This window comes from Paraburkholderia atlantica (assembly GCF_000092885.1).
GTDB lineage: Bacteria > Pseudomonadota > Gammaproteobacteria > Burkholderiales > Burkholderiaceae > Paraburkholderia > Paraburkholderia atlantica.
On record NC_014118.1, the window covers coordinates 1,060,932 to 1,076,270 of the forward strand.

Sequence of the window (15,339 nt, forward strand, 5' to 3'; positions counted from 1 at the left end):
CAATATTCCAAGGAGAAGCAATGAATATCATCGGACCCGACTACGTCGTCTTCGGGGTTGACGACCTGGCGGCAGGCTCTCAGTTCCTGACGGACTATGGCCTTGAAGACCACGGTAACGGCCTCTTCACAGCGCTCGATGGCACCGGCGTCATCATTCGTCAGGCCGACGACCCTAGCCTGCCCAAGTGGACTCAACCCACGTCCAACCGACTGCGCAAAACGGTCTACGGCGTGGCGGACAAGGTCACGCTCGAAGCCATCGACAGGGAACTGGCCAAGGACCGCGAAGTGAAGACCCTGGCCGACGGCTCGATCGAGTCCGTCGATGACATGGGCTTCACTCTTGGTTTCCAGGTCACGGTGCGGCGCAAGCTCGACCTGCCGGGCGAACAGATCAACGCCCCCGGCGCCCCACAACGCGGCTTCAATGTTAATGGCGTCAACAGCAGCTTCGACGCACCGCTGCCGAAGCCCCGAACCTTGTCACACGTCGTCTATTTTGTGCCCGACACCGACAAGGCCGAGTCGTTCTACATCAAGCGCCTGGGGTTCCGGTTGTCCGACCGCTTCGTCGGAATGGGGCCCTTCCTGCGCCCGGCCGGCTGCATTGAACACCACACCGTGTTTTTCATCCAGACGCCGCCGCACATGCTGGGGTGCGAACACTTCACGTTCCACATGGGCGGTCCCACCGAAGTGCTCTTGGCTGGCCAGAACATGCAGCGCAAGGGGTACGAGTCGTACTGGGGGCCTGGCCGGCATGTCATGGGCAGCAACTGGTTCTGGTACTTCAATTCTCCGTTTGGCTGCCACATTGAGTACGACGCCGACATGGATCTGCACGACGACAACTGGGTGCCGCGCGTGGAAGATGCGAAAGCCGATCGCTCGCAGATCTTCCTTTTCAACTGGCGCAACACCTGGGCGCCAAACGGTCCAGACGGCCAACCCTGATCCGTCTATGCAAGCAGCCACGCCAGACGCCTCCGGATGGATCAGACTTTGCGAACTGAGCGAGTTGCCCGAGACGGGGGCGCGCGGCTTTGATCTCCAAGGTCGAGGCACCGACGACATGTTCATCGTGCGGCGAGGCGATCTGCTGCGCGCCTACCGCAATTCCTGTCCCCATTGGCCGGGTGCTTCGATGCCTTGGCGCAAGCATGCGTATCTTGATGGCAAGGCGGAGCACATCGTCTGCCATGGGCACGGGGCGCGCTTCAGGCTCGAAAACGGCCTTTGCGTTCTGGGGCCCTGTCAAGGACGATTGCTCGAGGCCGTCCTCCTACGCATCGAAGAAGGGCGCTATGTCAGCGCCCTTGTTTGATTTGCAACGAGCCCGACTAATCTGGCAATAGCCGGCATTTTTCCGTGACGCGCATCTACGCGGGCGACCAGCCCGAAGGAACAGTACGCGCCGGGAACAGTAAAGAGCCCTCATGCCCCAGGAACTGAAGTCCACTCGTACCTCGGTTGGCATGCTTTAACTGGCCCGGCAACGCGGCGACGCTAGTCAAGACTGACGCGATGGAGCCCGCGCGCAACTGCCCGAATCGCACCAAGCGCTCTGAATGCCGCACGTCCGGAATAACGTCACTATCCGGCCTCAATCGGTACGCACGTTCGGATAGTGCTCGAACGTCTCTTTGATAAGCCGCCGGAGCCAGATATTCGCGCGGTCGTCATGAAATCGAGGATGCCAGAACTGCCGCAGGCCGAACGATGGCAGTGGCACTGGCGGCGGCACGAACTTCACCAAGCCGAGCTTCGCGAACACGTTGCCAAGTTCGAGCGGTACCGTTGCTATCAAATCGGGATGCTGATCGATGAGGAGCGGCACCGCTAGAAAATGCGGCGTCGACAGATAGATGTTGCGGTCAATTCCGTGCTCTTCAAACGCGGCGTCGTACGCCGCGCCGCCCGAATTCGCAAGCGTCACCACGATATGTCGCAACGTTCCGAACTGCTCACGGGTAATCGTGTCGCCTACGGCCGGGTTGCGCACGCTGACTATCGTCACGAATTCGTGCAGAAAGAGCAATTGCTGGAACAGATCCTCGGGTGCTGTGCGAAACGAGCCGAGCGCAAGGTCGGCTTCGCCCGAGGCGAGTATGTCCTTTATCTGCGGGAGCGGCACCTGCACGCTGCGCAGCGTGCAGTCAGGCGCATGCTTACGCAGTTGGCGAATGAGCGGCGGCAGGAACACAAGCTCGCCCATGTCGGTCATGCACAATGTGAAAATGCGCCGCGCCGTTCGCGGGTGGAACTGGGCCTGAGAAACAACATTCTCGCGCAGCTTCGCCATAACCTCCATGATGGCAGGCGCGAGCGTCGCCGCTTTCGGCGTGGGCACCATGCCCGAAGGCGTCTTCACGAACAACTGGTCTTCGAAATAGGTGCGCAGCCGGTTCAACGCGTGACTCATCGCTCCCTGTGTGAGCCCCACCTCGGCGGCCGCCCGCGTGACACTGCGCTCGCGTAGCAATGCGTCGAATACGTTCAACAGATTCAGATCCAGGTCGCGTATATGCATGCGCTGCATTCAGCCTATTAACGTAAGTGGATTGACGCATGATTGGGCGAAATCTATCGTCGGGTCAAGCGAATTCATTGTGTTCTGGCGCGGCGAATTCCTTAGAACCTCGACAAAAACCGGAGACACGACATGTTCATCCGCAATACGTGGTACGTCGCGGCGTGGTCGCACGAAGTGACCGACGACGCCCTCTTTTCCCGCACGATCATCGGCACACCCGTGCTGCTCTACCGGACTACGGATGGCCAGCTCGTCGCGTTGCAGGACCGCTGCTGCCATCGCGGCGCGCCGCTCTCTGTCGGTCGGCGAGAGGGCGACTGCGTACGTTGCCTTTACCACGGCCTGAAATTCGACGCACGCGGTACCTGCGTCGAAGCGCCTGCGCAGCCGCGCATCCCCCCGAAGGCCACCGTGCGCAGCTACCCCGTGGTCGAACGGCACCGGTGGATCTGGATCTGGATGGGGGACCCGATGCTCGCCGATCCCGCCACGATCCCTGACACGCATTGGCTCGACGACCCGGCCTGGCGCTGCCTGCCAGGCTACATTCACTATGACGTGAACTACCTGCTCATCTGCGACAACCTGCTCGACTTCTCGCACCTGCCGTTCGTGCATCCGGGCACGCTGGGCGGCCCCGAAACCTACGCGGACGTGCGGCCGACGGTCGAGCGCCTTGACAACGGAGTGCGCATTTCTCGCTGGACCATGGATACCCAGGCACCGTCCTTCGCGGCCGCCGTGAAGCATTGGCCCGGCAACGTGGATCGCTGGAACCTTTACGACTTCACGATTCCCGGTATCCTGCTGATGGACTCCGGCATGGCACCCGTGGGTACCGGCGCGCGCGAGGGCAAACGCGTGGACGCGGCGGAGTTCCGCAGCTGCCAGGCGCTCACGCCAGAAACCGAAACGTCCACGCACTACTTCTTCGCGCAGCCACACAACTTTGCAATCGAACAGCCTGAAGTGACGCAATCGATCCACGAGGCGATCGTCGAAGCCTTCGCCGAAGACCGCGCGATAATCACCGCGCAACGGCGCAATCTCTCGCTCGATCCAGACTTCAAGATGATGGCATTTGGCATCGACAGCGCACTTTCACAGTTTCGCTGGATCGTGAACCAGCGGCTCGACGCCGAACTCGCGCAAAGCTCGGTCTCTAAAACCGTCGAGACGCAAGGAGCAGCGTAATGATCGAAGTGATCGTGGCGCGCCTCGAGCGCGAGGCAGAGGGCGTGATGGGCGTTGAACTCGTGCGCGCGGACGGCAGCGCGCTACCGCCGTTCGAGGCAGGCGCGCACGTGGATCTGCATCTCGGGAATGGTCTCTCGCGCCAATACTCCCTCTGCAACGACCCTGCAGAGTCGCATCGATATTGCCTCGGCGTGGGCCTCGCCGCCGATTCGCGCGGCGGCTCACGCTTTGTGCACGAATGCTTGCGCCAAGGCGACCGGCTCGCCGTTTCCTCACCGCGCTCGCTTTTTTCGCTTGCACACGAGGCGAAGGCGCACCGCTTCATAGCCGGAGGCATCGGCATCACACCGATCCTGAGCATGATTCACGCGTGCGAGCGTGCGGGCCTGCGATGGTCGCTTGACTACGCGGTGCGCTCGCGCGGACGTGCGGCATGGATCGGCTTGTTAAGCGCGTTTGGTCCGCGCGTGCGCTTCCATGTGGACGACGAGAGCGGTCGGACTGAAGCCGCAGCCTTGTTGCACGAAATAGATACGGACGAACACATCTACTGCTGCGGCCCGACAGCGATGATGGATGCTGTCGCGCTCGCTGCCGAAGCGAGCGGTATTACACCGGAGCGCGCTCACTTCGAGCGATTCGCGCCATCGGACGCAAAGGCGGCAAGCGAAGCTGTTCCCGCTTCGTTCGCCGTGGTGCTCGCGCACAGCGGAAAACGCTGCATTGTCGAAGCCGGGGAGTCGATCCTTGAGTGCCTCGAACGGCACGGCGTGACACTGCCCCACTCGTGCCGCGAGGGCCTGTGCGGAAGCTGCGGAGTACCGCTGATCAGCGGAGAGGCTGAGCATCTCGATTACGTACTCGACGACACCGAACGCGCCGCGAATCGTCGACTGATGATCTGTGTTTCGCGGTCGCGCTCACCGGAGCTCGTGCTCGGCGTGTGAAGGCGTGAGAAGCACAATTGCACGGGGTTCCCGCCCGAGCTTGCGGTCAAAGCCCTTAAGAGGGCTTTCTGTCAGCCGGCTCATCCCAACCGTCACGCGGGCATTGCTTCACCTAGGGGTTTGGTCCCTTGCAAGGCTCGGGCTGTCAAGCAAATGCGTTGCTTTCTTCAGTCCTGCTTTTTGCGCTTTGATCAGGCTGGTGTTCACCTATTTTTAGGCAAACACCTTTCTCTCATCCCTCGCAGATGTCGACAGCACCTGGCTCGTTGACCGCGCAAGATCGCTCGACGCGACGGCGGGACTTGCGATCATCTAGGCGATTGTCGTCATGCGGCCTTCGGCACCCCGCTTGTTTCACGCGACTCGCCGCGCACCACTGCGAGGAAGAAGCCCACGCTGACCGCGGCCAACGCTACGACAACCCAACCCAGGCTTTCATAACCGAAGTGTTGCGCGACCGCGCCGCCCAAGAAGGGACCGATGGCCGAGCCGGTCATCAGCATCACAGGTGTGGCAGCAACCGCACGGCCGGACGGGTCCAAGCGAGCAAGGTACGCGAATATGAAAGTGTGCGTGAAGGTCATCACCACCGGAAACAGACAAGCGCCCACCGTATAGACGCCAAATACGGTCGTCTGGGTCAGCATTAAGCACAACATCGCGTGCAGGGCGGGGCCGAACACGATGACGACTTTGGGGGAGATCTTCTTCTCGAAAAACGTTGCAAGGATGCCAGGTGAAAGGTTCACCAATCCTATCGCCAGCATTGTGTTCATGAGCTGAGCGCGGCTAAAGCCATGCGCGTCGCCCACGCGTTCGACGAAACCGAACATCATCGAATGATTGAGAAGTGCGAAACTGGTACCGATCATGGCGAACCAAACGACGCGACGTAGCTTGCCGTGCTGAACCGGCGCATCCAAGTGCGACGCGCCCGATCGGCGGGACGGAAATCCGATGAGCGCAAACAACGCAGTCACCAACATGATGCAGCCCAAGGCCAGGAACAGCACCGGACCGCCGTACGCCACCACTAGCTTCGACACGCCTCCAAGGAAGCCCAGCGACACCATCGTCAACGCCAGGAATGCGACGGCGATCAGGCGGTGCGGGTTGGAACTGGCGCCCATGGTGGCGTGCGCCATTGAAAGTCCCACTCCGACACCCAGCCCTCCGACGAGGTGCAGTAAGATCATCGCGTTGTAGTCCCGGGTCGTGGCCATAGCGATGAATGCCGCGGCGGCCACGCCGTAGCCCAGTGGCACCGCCCGCGCACCGCGTATGCGGTCGGCGCGTGGCGAAACTATGGCACTACTTATCACTGCCGCCCCAAGGAAGCACGAAACAAGGGCACCCGCGCTCTGCGGGCTCAACCCATACATGCCGATCAGAACAATACCGATCCAAACCGGCATGGCGACGAGGTCGATCAACCCCGAGCAGTGGCACAACACAAGGGAAATCCAGCCTTTTAAGCTGTCCACGGGTCTGTTCATAATTGTCTCCATATTTGTGACGAGCTTTTTTGCCCTTCCATTTTCCAATACTATACGACTCGTTTCATAAAGCAATCGGAGTAACCACCCATGTTCGCCCCGCCTGGCTGCGCTCGCCATCGTCAGACATCCGGCGAGCCGCCCCGGTGCGCACGATTTGAAGCGCGAGGGTTCGGCGATTGGCCAACGGCCGCTGTAAAATGGCTAGGCTTCCAAGTCAAACATCGAGGGGACCAGTGAACCAAGCAGCGCAACGCTCTCCAGGTCGCACACGCAGCACCGCATCGCGCCTGGCGATTCTGAACGCCACACTGAAACTGCTGGAAACGCAATCGCTACAGCAAGTGTCGATTGAGGCCATTGCTCGCGAGGCGGGTGTCGGCAAGGCCACCATCTATCGCTGGTGGCCCACCAAGGCGGCCGTGGTGATCGAAGCCTTCGTGATCAGTCACGTCAGCCGCGTCACGGCACCGAAGGACATGGGGCCCCGCGAGGCGTTGGCTCAAATCATGAAACTGCTGATCAAGGAATACGCGGGCTGGGAAGGCCGCATCGTGTCACAGATCATCGCCGAAGGGCAGAGCGACCCTACCGTGCTGCACGAATTCCGTGAACGTTTCTGGTACGGGCGGCGCGCCATGGCTCTGGAACTCGTCAACGAGGCGCGCCGGCTGGGCGAGTTCCGCGACGACATTCCTGTCGAATTCCAACTGAACCAGCTCTTCGCGCCTATCTATTTCCAGTTGCTCACGGCGCACGGCCCGCTGAATCAGGAGTTCGCCAACGCCCATTGCGACAACGTCATGCGGCTTATGGCGCCGGCCGCTCGTCAAACACCGACAAAGCCGAAGTCGCGCTAGCCACCAGGCGTTCGCCGCTGGCGTCGAACAACGAGGCACGGGCAAAACCAACGGTACGCCCGACACGCTCGACACTGGCAGTGGCCACCAGCGGCCCAACCTTGGCCGCCGCCAACATATTGACGGACAGGTTGATCGTTGCGCAGACGCGGCCCGGAGGGAGCACCGACAGCATGGCCATTGCCATGGCCAAGTCCAGCATGCTGGCCAGCGTGCCGCCACTGACCACGCCATTGCCCTGTGTGCTCTCGAGCGGCGCGACAAAGCCGAGGCGCAGCTCACCCGGTTTGCCTTCGCGTAAGACCGCTCCCAAACTGGCCGAGGCGGGATTGGTGTCCAGGAGAACGTCGCGACGGCCGGCGGTCACCGCCGCCGCGACGTGGGCCCGTGTCGGGTTGTCTATCAGCTCGCTCACGTGGGCCCCTCGCATCACATGAAGGGCTTGCGGCGCTCAGGCCACCACAATCCATCGATCGGCTGGCCCATGGTGGTGCGCAGCACTCCAACGCCACCAGCTTCCAGTTCGACCACGTCGCCCGGCTTCAGCTCGCGACCCAGCTCCAGTGCCGAACCACGACCCATCGTGCCCGAACCGATCACGTCGCCAGGCAAGATCTTCTCGCCCAGTGAGACATAGGCGACCAATTCAGCTACCGTCCAAAGCTTGCCGCCGCTATTGCCCTTGCTCCAGGTTTCACCATTGACTCGGACTTCCAACGGAATGGCGTCCAGATCCGCGAATTCGTCCAGCGTAGTGATCCAAGGACCGATCGCATGCGCGAAATCCTTGCTCTTGGTGCTGCCCATTCCGATCGGCAGTTCGTCGTGCTGCAGCTCGCGACCACTGAAGTCGTTGTACAGGGTGATGCCGAACACATAATTCATCGCCTGCTCAGGACGCACGCTGCCGCCCTCGCGACCAATTACGTAGCCGAGTTCCAGTTCGTAGTCCATCTTGTTCTTGATGTAGCCAGGCCATGGCACGACCGAGTTGTGTCCGATGACGGTGCTGGCTGAGTTCTTGGTGAAGCCGGGGATGCGCAACATGCTGTCTGGCACTTCGCGATTCATGCGCTCGTGCCAGCCCTTGATGTGACCGACGAAGGTCAGACCATCGCGCAGCACCGGAGGATCGGAAGCCGGCAACCAGGTAACGTTATTGATATCAAGCGAGGCATCATCGCCAAAGCTTCCCTGAATCACTTCGGTGGCAGTTTCGACCAGGATGTCGCTCGCTCCCAGTGCCTGGGCCATGCTACCCGGGAACTGCGCCTGGGCCAGGCGAATCGCGGCTGCCTGCGAAGCGTGGCGCTTGCCCATTGCATGCAGCACGCCGGCGCGAGCCAGATCGATCACGCGCCCTTTCTCTGGTTCAGCGACGACCAGGCGGGCGATCGCCCCATCAGGACTTTCTCGGGAAATACGTCCAAGCTTCATTCAAGTCTCCTAGTTGGATGAGATAGTTGAGCGAGGCGGCGGGTTGTTACATCACCTCGAAATTCACACGCCTGTGCCTCGTCGATTCACGTCGGGCACTTCTTTCTATATGAATCTATACGTATCGTTTCATTAGAGGTTACGCATAGAAAACGCGACTGTCAACGCATTTAAGTTTCCATACATCAAGTATTAATTTGCAGTCGAAACGACCAATGCCACAGAGGAGCCCGTCAACCCGTACACTAAAGCGCCAAGCGAAAAGCCAGGCTCGGGGCTGGCAAAGCTGCGGCAGACGATTGTCACGCTCAACCGGGTAAAGCCGCGTCGGACCGGCGGGACTTACGAACCGAGCTTGAGCGTGCCCTTCATCATGGCCCAATGACCGGGGAAGGAGCAGAAGAAAGTGTAGACCTTGCCCGCCGCCAACCTGGCCACGTCGATGGAAACAGTGGCGGACTCACCCCCACCTAACACTTTGCTATGCGCAATTACCGCAGCATCGTCCGGCACGTAGTCCCTGGCCGCGCCTGCAGACACGCCGCCCGTCGCCACACGCTGGAAATCCGCATCACTGGTCAGCACCCAGTTGTGGCCCATGGCGGTTTTGGGCAGTTTTCCCGTGTGCTCGAGCTTGATGGTGAACCGCTTGCAGGTCTTGTCGACAGTGATTTCCTTCACGTCGAATTGCATGGCATCGTTAGCCTTGACGGCCTGATCACAGCTTGCCCAACCCGGTCCTGAGATGACCGCCAGAGCGGCGACGATCAAATGTTTTCGCATTGGAAACACTCCTCTTTATAGATGTATTGGAGAAATCAGCGATGCGCCTGCGCGGGCGCACACAAAACGACCATCGCGCTCTCGGCTAGCTCATCGGCGAATTTTTGACTTAGGGGCAGGTGCCCCATGATGAGCCGGAAATAGACGGGCGAGTACACGATGTCCATCAGGAATTCGGAGTCCATATCCGTACGGAATTCACCGTTGCGACGTCCTTCCTCAATGACTTCGCGGACCATGGCGCGACGGCCGTAGAAGAAACGCTCGCGGAACAGGCGAAGAACTTCCGGGTCTGACTGGCCCTCGGCCAGTATCTGTGCGACGAGCCGGCCGCCCCGCCCGTCATACTGTTGCACCATGCGACGGAGATGCACGACGATCGCCTGCCGGCAACTACCCTCTTTCGGCATTGGCGTCTGCATGACGTGGTTCTGCACGAAGGCGTCGATCACCACGGCCGCCTTGGAGGACCACCAGCGATAGATGGTCGCCTTGCCGACCCCTGCTTCCCTAGCGATCGCCTCGATGGTGATCTGCTGCAGCGACAGCGTTTCGAGCAAGCTCAACGTAGCGTTCAGGATTGCGATACGCGCGGCCTCGCTACGCGTACGGCCCGGCGAACGCTTGTTCCCAAGTACGCTCGTCCTCGTGACGGTGATGCTCGAAGTCAATGCCTTTCTCCATAGCGGTGGATGGAATTCGCCATGCCGTCGTTGTTCGTATCCGTGCATACCCGAGGAACAGCCTCTGTGTTTGACGCATGCACGGTTCGTCTATATTCTAATACGGATCGTATCGATTTGTGCACAACACGTTGATCCAACAAGCAGGAGACAAAATCATGTTTGATTACCCCGGCCGGTGGCACGCGCGAGCACTGCTTGCAGCCTGCATCGGTGCATTCGGCGTGAGCGCAGCCTGGTCCGCCGCGCCTGTCGGTCACGCGCTGGATCGTCCCGCCGTCAGCTCACAGCGAGCAGCGCAGTCTGTGCTACTCGGCATCGCGCAGGCTGGCAAGCGTCTGATTGCAGTTGGCGAGCGCGGCATTGTAGTGATATCGGACGACAATGCGGCTACATGGCGTCAGGTGCCAGTGCCCGTCAGCGTGACGCTGACTGCCGTTCACTTCGCCGATGACAAACATGGCTATGCGGTTGGCCACAGCGGCACCGTGCTCGCCACCGCCGACGGCGGTGAAACCTGGACACGCGTGCTAGACGGCCGTCAGGCCGCGCAGATTTCCCTTGCCGCCGCCCAGGCCAATGGCAATGGTACGGCGCTCAGCAATGCCGAGCGCCTGGTGGCGGACGGTCCGGACAAACCTCTGCTCGACCTGCTGGTGCTCGACGCGCGGAACATAATCGTCATCGGCGCCTACGGCGTGGCCTACTCCACCACGGATGGCGGGCAACATTGGGCCTCCTGGGCTGATCGCCTGGACAACCCTCGCGGCCTGCACCTGTATGCAATCCGCCGTCACGGCGAGCGCGTTCTCGTGTGTGGCGAACAGGGACTGGTGCGGCTATCAAAAGACGGCGGCCAGACCTTCGCGGTAATCAAGACCCCGTATAGCGGTAGCTTCTTCACCGCCGAACTGCCGTCAGACAACGAAATCGTGGTAGCAGGGCTGCGTGGCAACGTGCTGCGCTCGTTGGACGCCGGCGCGGACTGGAAGCAAATCACGTCGCCAGACGCGGCATCCATCACAGGCTCGGCACGGCTTGCCGATGGCTCGCTCGTGCTAGTGAACCAAGCGGGCATGGTGCTCAGAGAAAGCGAAGGTGCGCTCGTCAACCTGAACAGCGCGCCATTGCCCTCCCTGACCGGAGTTCTCCCCAAACGCGACGGTTCGCTGCTCACGCTCAGCGTTCGAGGCATTCTCTCTGCCCCCAACGGAGGCCAGAAATGAAGCCTGTTGCCACCATCGTTATGGAAAAGGTCGACACCTTCGATCCGCGCTCAGGCTCGCTCATAGAACGAGCGCTGTTCAACCACCGTCTGGTGGTGGTGGTATTGTGCGCCATCGTCACGGCATTACTGGGCTGGCAGGCCGCCAAGCTGCACCTGAACGCCAGCTTCGAGAAGACCATCCCGTCGCACCACCCCTATATCCAGAACTACCTGCAGTACCAGAACGAACTCACTGGACTCGGCAACGCGGTTCGCATCGCCGTGGAAAACCCAAAGGGCACCATCTACGACGCCAACTACCTGCGCGCGCTGCGCGGTCTTTCCGACGAGATCTTCCTGCTGCCCGGCGTCGACCGGATGAAGATGAAATCGCTGTGGACGCCCTCGACCCGCTGGGTCGGCGTGACGGAGGACGGCCTCGAAGGCGGCCCCGTGATACCCGACGGCTACAGTGGAACGCCGAAAAACCTGGTGGCGCTTGAGACCAACATCGCCCGCTCGGGCGAGATCGGCCAGATCGTTTCCCTCGATTCGCGCTCCACCGTCATCTTCGTGCCATTGTTGGCTCGCACGCCCGACGGCCAGCCGCTGAGCTACGCAGCCTTCTCCGAAAAACTCGACATCCTGCGTGCGAAATACGAGCAGCAGGGTCTGAAAGTGCACATCACCGGCTTTGCCAAGCTGGTGGGCGACCTCATCGACGGCGTGCACGCCGTGCTGATGTTCTTCGCATTGGCGGTAGCAATCGCAGCAGCCATGGTCTTCTGGTACACGCGCTGCATCCGCTCTACCCTGCTGGTCGTTGCAGCTTCGTTGGTTGCCGTGGTGTGGCAGCTCGGCTTGCTGCCGACGCTCGGCTACACGCTCGACCCCTATTCCATCCTCGTACCCTTCCTCGTGTTCGCCATCGGCATGAGCCACGGTGCGCAAAAGATGAACGGCATCATGCAGGACGTCGGGCGCGGCATGGACAAACTGGTGGCGGCGCGCTTCACCTTCCGCCGCCTGTTTCTCGCGGGCCTGACTGCGTTGCTGGCCGACGCTGTGGGCTTCGCTGTGCTGCTGGTCATCGACATCCAGGTCATCCGCGAACTGGCCATCGCCGCCTCACTCGGCGTGGCCGCGCTGATCTTCACCAACCTGATCCTGCTGCCCATCATGCTGTCCTATACCGGTGTCAGCGCCACGGCTGCCGCGCGGAGCCTGCGTGCCGAGACTGCCGACGCCGCCGGCGAGGACAAGCGCGCGGTATGGGTCTTTCTGGACCGCTTCACCCAGCGCAAGTGGGCTTCTATTGCGGTCGTTACCGCGGTGGTCATGAGCATCGCGGGTCTGGCCGTTGGCTCCCATCTCAAGATCGGCGACCTCGATCCGGGTGCGCCTGAGCTGCGGGCCGACAGTCGCTACAACCGCGATGTCAGCTTCATGAATCGGAGCTACGGTGCCTCCAGCGACGTCCTCGCGGTGATGGTCAAGACGCCAGAAGGTGCGTGCTCCCAATACGACACGCTAAACAAAATCGACGCGCTGGAATGGCAACTGCGACAGCTTGACGGTGTGGAGGACACCAATTCACTTGCGCTCCTGAACCGCCGCATGCTGGTTGGCCTGACCGAAGGCAATCCAAAGTGGTACGAGTTCCTGCCCAACCAGGACATGCTCAACACTGTGACGGCCGGCGCGCCACGCGGCCTCTACAACGAAAGCTGCGGCCTCCTCACCCTGTACGTCTACCTTCACGACCACACGGCCGACACGCTGAGTCGCGTGGTTGAGCACGTTGAGACCTTCGCCCACCAGAACAACACCAGTAATGTGCAGTTCCTGCTGGCCGCCGGGACCGCGGGCATCGAGGCTGCGACCAATATCGCGGTCAAGGCGGCCTGGCGCAAGATGCTGTACCTCGTGTACGGTGCAGTCGTGATGCTGTCTTTCATCACTTTCCGTTCGTGGCGCGCGGTGGTGGTGGCGGTGCTGCCGTTGATGCTGACTTCCGTGCTTGCCGAGGCGTTGATGGTTGCTTTGGGCATGGGTGTGAAGGTCGCCACGTTGCCAGTGATCGCTCTGGGTGTCGGCATCGGCATCGACTACGCGCTCTACATTCTGTCAGTAACGCTGGCTCAACTGCGCGAGGGCAAGAGCCTCTCGGAAGCCTACTACCGAGCCCTGCTCTTCACCGGGAAGGTCGTAATGCTCACCGGCGTCACACTGGCTATCGGCGTCGTCACCTGGGTCGCCAGCCCGATCAAGTTCCAGGCCGACATGGGTCTGCTGCTGGCCTTCATGTTCCTGTGGAACATGCTCGGCGCGCTGATCCTGCTGCCGGCCCTGGCGCACTTCCTGCTCAAGCCGGCGCGCGGTGCGTCCTACCAAGAGGGAAAAAGCGCATGTCGAATCGCATCAACGTAATGTGGTTCGTGCCGCTCCCCCTAGTCATGCTGACCGAGCAAGTTCCAGGGGCAACCGTCATCAAGGCCGCTCGCAATCCTTCGTCCGACGCGCAATTCGAAGCATTGGTCGCAGGTGAAGTAGACGCTGTCGTGACGGCAATGGACAACGTCATCGGCTGGAATCGACGCCCAGGCCCTCAGGATTTTCGCGTGGTAGCGCAGGTGGAGCGGACCACCCCGCTCACGCTGGTCGGCGCGCCCGACCGCAAAAGCGTGGCCGACCTGCGCGGTGCGAATCTGCTCGTCGATGCGGTGGACAATGGTTTTGTCATCGCACTTCGAGCCATGCTGCATGAAGCCGGCGTCGATGAAATCGGCTACCGTTTGACCCCCGCTGGCGGCGTGACAGAACGATATGAGGCCCTGCTGGCGGGGCGAGGCGATGCCACGCTGCTGGGGCAGCCATTCGCGACGCAAGCCGCCGAAGCCGGGCTGATACAGATTGCCAGCGTGCAGCAAGCCTACCCGGCCTTTCCCGGACAAGGCATTGTTATGCGCATGGGCCACCCGGCGCGTGAGCGCGTCGGTGAATGGCTTTGTGAGCTCGAGAGGGCACGGCGGCAGGTACAAGACCCGGATTCACTACGACCGACTGACGAGGGCGTTGCCGTGTTGATTGCCCACCGTCGCCTGCTTGGCCTGCCGGGCGGCGAGGACACGCATTCGGACATCGTCGATACCTCGCTGCTTGAAACCTTCCTGAGGAAAAATCAATGAAACCATATGCACTGGGTACGTTCTCGCATGAGCGCGACAGCCGCAAGTTCGTGGGCCTGGTCATGGACGACCAGGTGGCGGACCTGGCAATACTGGCTAAGCTGTACGACGCACCGGCACTGGCCGACGCTGGGTCGGTGCTAGCCTTGCTGGACGCCTGGGACACCCACCGCGCAGCGCTAGATCGACTAGCGCTTGCCATTGATGTAAAGACGGAGCACTGGTATGCACGAGACGCGCTGCGCGTGCATCCCGCCATCGATTTGCCCCGACAGGTTTTCTGCACCGGTGCCAACTACCGCAAGCATGTGGTCGACATGACGGTCGACGCCAAGGTCGGACCGCCGGGGCTGGACGAAGCCGCTCTGCGCCGCTGGGCCGAAAACATGATGGACGAACGCGCAGCCACGGGCGAACCTTATGCGTTCACCAAGCCGGTTTCCACGGTGTCCGGCGCATATGACCCGTTGGTATTGCCAAACACGACCACCCAACCCGACTGGGAGCTTGAACTGGCCGTCGTGATCGGCCGCAGCGGCTACCAGATTCCTCGCGAACTCGCGATGAGCTATGTGGCGGGCTATTGCATCGTCAACGACATCTCGGCGCGCGACCTGATACCACGCACGGATTACAAGATGCTCGGCACCGATTGGCTGCGCTCGAAGGGACAGCCCGGTTTCCTGCCGCTCGGGCCGTACTTCGTTCCGAAAGCATTCGTGGTCGATCCGCATCGCCTGAAAATGCGCTTGTCCGTGTCCGGCAAGGTCATGCAGGACGAGTCCACGGCCGACATGCTGTTTGGCATCGAACGCCAGATCGAATACATCTCGCGCTATTCGCGCCTGCTGCCGGGCGACATCATCTGCACCGGATCGCCCGCCGGTAACGGCACACACTATAACCGCTACCTACAGGCGGGGGATGTAATAGAAGCCGAGATCGAAGGTCTCGGTCGGCAGCGACAGACTTGCGTTTAACGTGAGCAAAACGATAAGCGCCACCG

General features: G+C 61.2%; 15 protein-coding genes and 1 pseudogene. 9 read left to right on the forward strand and 7 right to left on the reverse strand.

Annotation, left to right across the window (positions count from 1 at the left end):
- Positions 1 to 20: 20 nt before the first annotated feature.
- Positions 21 to 956 carry a VOC family protein gene (locus BC1002_RS20775; RefSeq protein ID WP_013091959.1) on the forward strand — a complete coding sequence of 312 codons (936 nt, stop codon included), beginning with the start codon at positions 21 to 23 and terminating at the stop codon, positions 954 to 956.
- A gap of 7 nt (positions 957 to 963) precedes the next feature.
- Entirely contained in the window at positions 964 to 1,326 is a 363-nt protein-coding gene (locus BC1002_RS20780; RefSeq protein WP_049870242.1) for a Rieske (2Fe-2S) protein, read from the forward strand.
- Positions 1,327 to 1,605: 279 nt separating this feature from the next.
- Here BC1002_RS20780 and BC1002_RS20785 read toward each other — a convergent pair whose 3' ends face one another.
- Both BC1002_RS20785 and BC1002_RS39570 read right to left on the reverse strand, forming a co-directional pair.
- Complete coding sequence (locus tag BC1002_RS20785; RefSeq protein WP_337999505.1) at positions 1,606 to 2,304, reverse strand: LysR substrate-binding domain-containing protein; 699 nt, start codon at positions 2,302 to 2,304, stop codon at positions 1,606 to 1,608.
- 42 nt (positions 2,305 to 2,346) lie between these two features.
- Positions 2,347 to 2,541 (reverse strand): annotated as a pseudogene (locus tag BC1002_RS39570) (LysR family transcriptional regulator); the annotation flags it as partial.
- Between the two features lie 123 nt (positions 2,542 to 2,664).
- Between BC1002_RS39570 and BC1002_RS20790 the strand changes: the two are divergent.
- Together BC1002_RS20790 and BC1002_RS20795 are read left to right on the forward strand one after the other, a co-directional pair.
- Positions 2,665 to 3,729, forward strand: coding sequence for an aromatic ring-hydroxylating dioxygenase subunit alpha (locus BC1002_RS20790; RefSeq protein WP_013091962.1), 1,065 nt, complete (start codon positions 2,665 to 2,667; stop codon positions 3,727 to 3,729).
- The gene (locus BC1002_RS20795; protein WP_013091963.1) at positions 3,729 to 4,679 is read left to right on the forward strand and encodes a PDR/VanB family oxidoreductase; all 951 of its coding nucleotides are present in this window, start codon (positions 3,729 to 3,731) and stop codon (positions 4,677 to 4,679) included. Before BC1002_RS20790 ends, BC1002_RS20795 begins: the two co-directional genes overlap by 1 nt.
- A 326-nt stretch (positions 4,680 to 5,005) precedes the next feature.
- Here BC1002_RS20795 and BC1002_RS20800 read toward each other — a convergent pair whose 3' ends face one another.
- Positions 5,006 to 6,175 carry an MFS transporter gene (locus BC1002_RS20800; RefSeq protein WP_013091964.1) on the reverse strand — a complete coding sequence of 390 codons (1,170 nt, stop codon included), beginning with the start codon at positions 6,173 to 6,175 and terminating at the stop codon, positions 5,006 to 5,008.
- 236 nt (positions 6,176 to 6,411) lie between these two features.
- Here BC1002_RS20800 and BC1002_RS20805 point away from each other — a divergent pair, with 236 nt between their 5' ends.
- Positions 6,412 to 7,035, forward strand: a complete 624-nt coding sequence (locus BC1002_RS20805) for a TetR/AcrR family transcriptional regulator (RefSeq protein ID WP_013091965.1) — start codon at positions 6,412 to 6,414, stop codon at positions 7,033 to 7,035.
- On the opposite strand, the gene BC1002_RS20810 is transcribed toward BC1002_RS20805, so the two are convergent.
- From BC1002_RS20810 to BC1002_RS20825, 4 genes are all read right to left on the reverse strand, one after another.
- Positions 6,986 to 7,450, reverse strand: coding sequence for a PaaI family thioesterase (locus BC1002_RS20810; protein ID WP_157874725.1), 465 nt, complete (start codon positions 7,448 to 7,450; stop codon positions 6,986 to 6,988). The two genes, BC1002_RS20805 and BC1002_RS20810, sit on opposite strands and share 50 nt — an antisense overlap.
- A 14-nt stretch (positions 7,451 to 7,464) precedes the next feature.
- On the reverse strand, positions 7,465 to 8,472 hold the full coding sequence (locus BC1002_RS20815) for a fumarylacetoacetate hydrolase family protein (protein WP_013091967.1): 1,008 nt from the start codon (positions 8,470 to 8,472) through the stop codon (positions 7,465 to 7,467).
- 342 nt (positions 8,473 to 8,814) lie between these two features.
- Positions 8,815 to 9,255 carry an azurin gene (gene azu, locus BC1002_RS20820; RefSeq protein ID WP_013091968.1) on the reverse strand — a complete coding sequence of 147 codons (441 nt, stop codon included), beginning with the start codon at positions 9,253 to 9,255 and terminating at the stop codon, positions 8,815 to 8,817.
- 35 nt (positions 9,256 to 9,290) lie between these two features.
- Complete coding sequence (locus BC1002_RS20825) at positions 9,291 to 9,926, reverse strand: TetR/AcrR family transcriptional regulator (protein WP_013091969.1); 636 nt, start codon at positions 9,924 to 9,926, stop codon at positions 9,291 to 9,293.
- A 170-nt stretch (positions 9,927 to 10,096) separates the two neighbouring features.
- On the opposite strand from BC1002_RS20825, the gene BC1002_RS20830 reads away from it, so the two are divergent.
- The 4 genes from BC1002_RS20830 to BC1002_RS20845 are packed head-to-tail and all read left to right on the forward strand — an operon-like array spanning position 10,097 to position 15,313.
- A complete protein-coding gene (locus BC1002_RS20830; protein ID WP_013091970.1) occupies positions 10,097 to 11,164 on the forward strand; it encodes a WD40/YVTN/BNR-like repeat-containing protein in 1,068 nt (355 codons plus the stop codon).
- A complete protein-coding gene (locus BC1002_RS20835) occupies positions 11,161 to 13,575 on the forward strand; it encodes an efflux RND transporter permease subunit (RefSeq protein ID WP_013091971.1) in 2,415 nt (804 codons plus the stop codon). The genes BC1002_RS20830 and BC1002_RS20835 overlap by 4 nt, the downstream gene beginning before the upstream one ends.
- Positions 13,554 to 14,333, forward strand: a complete 780-nt coding sequence (locus tag BC1002_RS20840; protein ID WP_013091972.1) for an ABC transporter substrate-binding protein — start codon at positions 13,554 to 13,556, stop codon at positions 14,331 to 14,333. Before BC1002_RS20835 ends, BC1002_RS20840 begins: the two co-directional genes overlap by 22 nt.
- Positions 14,330 to 15,313 carry a fumarylacetoacetate hydrolase family protein gene (locus BC1002_RS20845; RefSeq protein ID WP_013091973.1) on the forward strand — a complete coding sequence of 328 codons (984 nt, stop codon included), beginning with the start codon at positions 14,330 to 14,332 and terminating at the stop codon, positions 15,311 to 15,313. The genes BC1002_RS20840 and BC1002_RS20845 overlap by 4 nt, the downstream gene beginning before the upstream one ends.
- Positions 15,314 to 15,339 lie beyond the last annotated feature (26 nt).

Coding starts and splice junctions, on each gene's coding strand:
- BC1002_RS20775 (WP_013091959.1), top strand. CDS start 21: ATGAATATCATCGGACCCGACTACGTCGTCTTCGGGGTTGACGACCTG.
- BC1002_RS20780 (WP_049870242.1), top strand. CDS start 964: ATGCAAGCAGCCACGCCAGACGCCTCCGGATGGATCAGACTTTGCGAA.
- BC1002_RS20785 (WP_337999505.1), bottom strand. CDS start 2,304: ATGGCGAAGCTGCGCGAGAATGTTGTTTCTCAGGCCCAGTTCCACCCG.
- BC1002_RS20790 (WP_013091962.1), top strand. CDS start 2,665: ATGTTCATCCGCAATACGTGGTACGTCGCGGCGTGGTCGCACGAAGTG.
- BC1002_RS20795 (WP_013091963.1), top strand. CDS start 3,729: ATGATCGAAGTGATCGTGGCGCGCCTCGAGCGCGAGGCAGAGGGCGTG.
- BC1002_RS20800 (WP_013091964.1), bottom strand. CDS start 6,175: ATGAACAGACCCGTGGACAGCTTAAAAGGCTGGATTTCCCTTGTGTTG.
- BC1002_RS20815 (WP_013091967.1), bottom strand. CDS start 8,472: ATGAAGCTTGGACGTATTTCCCGAGAAAGTCCTGATGGGGCGATCGCC.
- azu (WP_013091968.1), bottom strand. CDS start 9,255: ATGCGAAAACATTTGATCGTCGCCGCTCTGGCGGTCATCTCAGGACCG.
- BC1002_RS20830 (WP_013091970.1), top strand. CDS start 10,097: ATGTTTGATTACCCCGGCCGGTGGCACGCGCGAGCACTGCTTGCAGCC.
- BC1002_RS20835 (WP_013091971.1), top strand. CDS start 11,161: ATGAAGCCTGTTGCCACCATCGTTATGGAAAAGGTCGACACCTTCGAT.
- BC1002_RS20840 (WP_013091972.1), top strand. CDS start 13,554: ATGTCGAATCGCATCAACGTAATGTGGTTCGTGCCGCTCCCCCTAGTC.
- BC1002_RS20845 (WP_013091973.1), top strand. CDS start 14,330: ATGAAACCATATGCACTGGGTACGTTCTCGCATGAGCGCGACAGCCGC.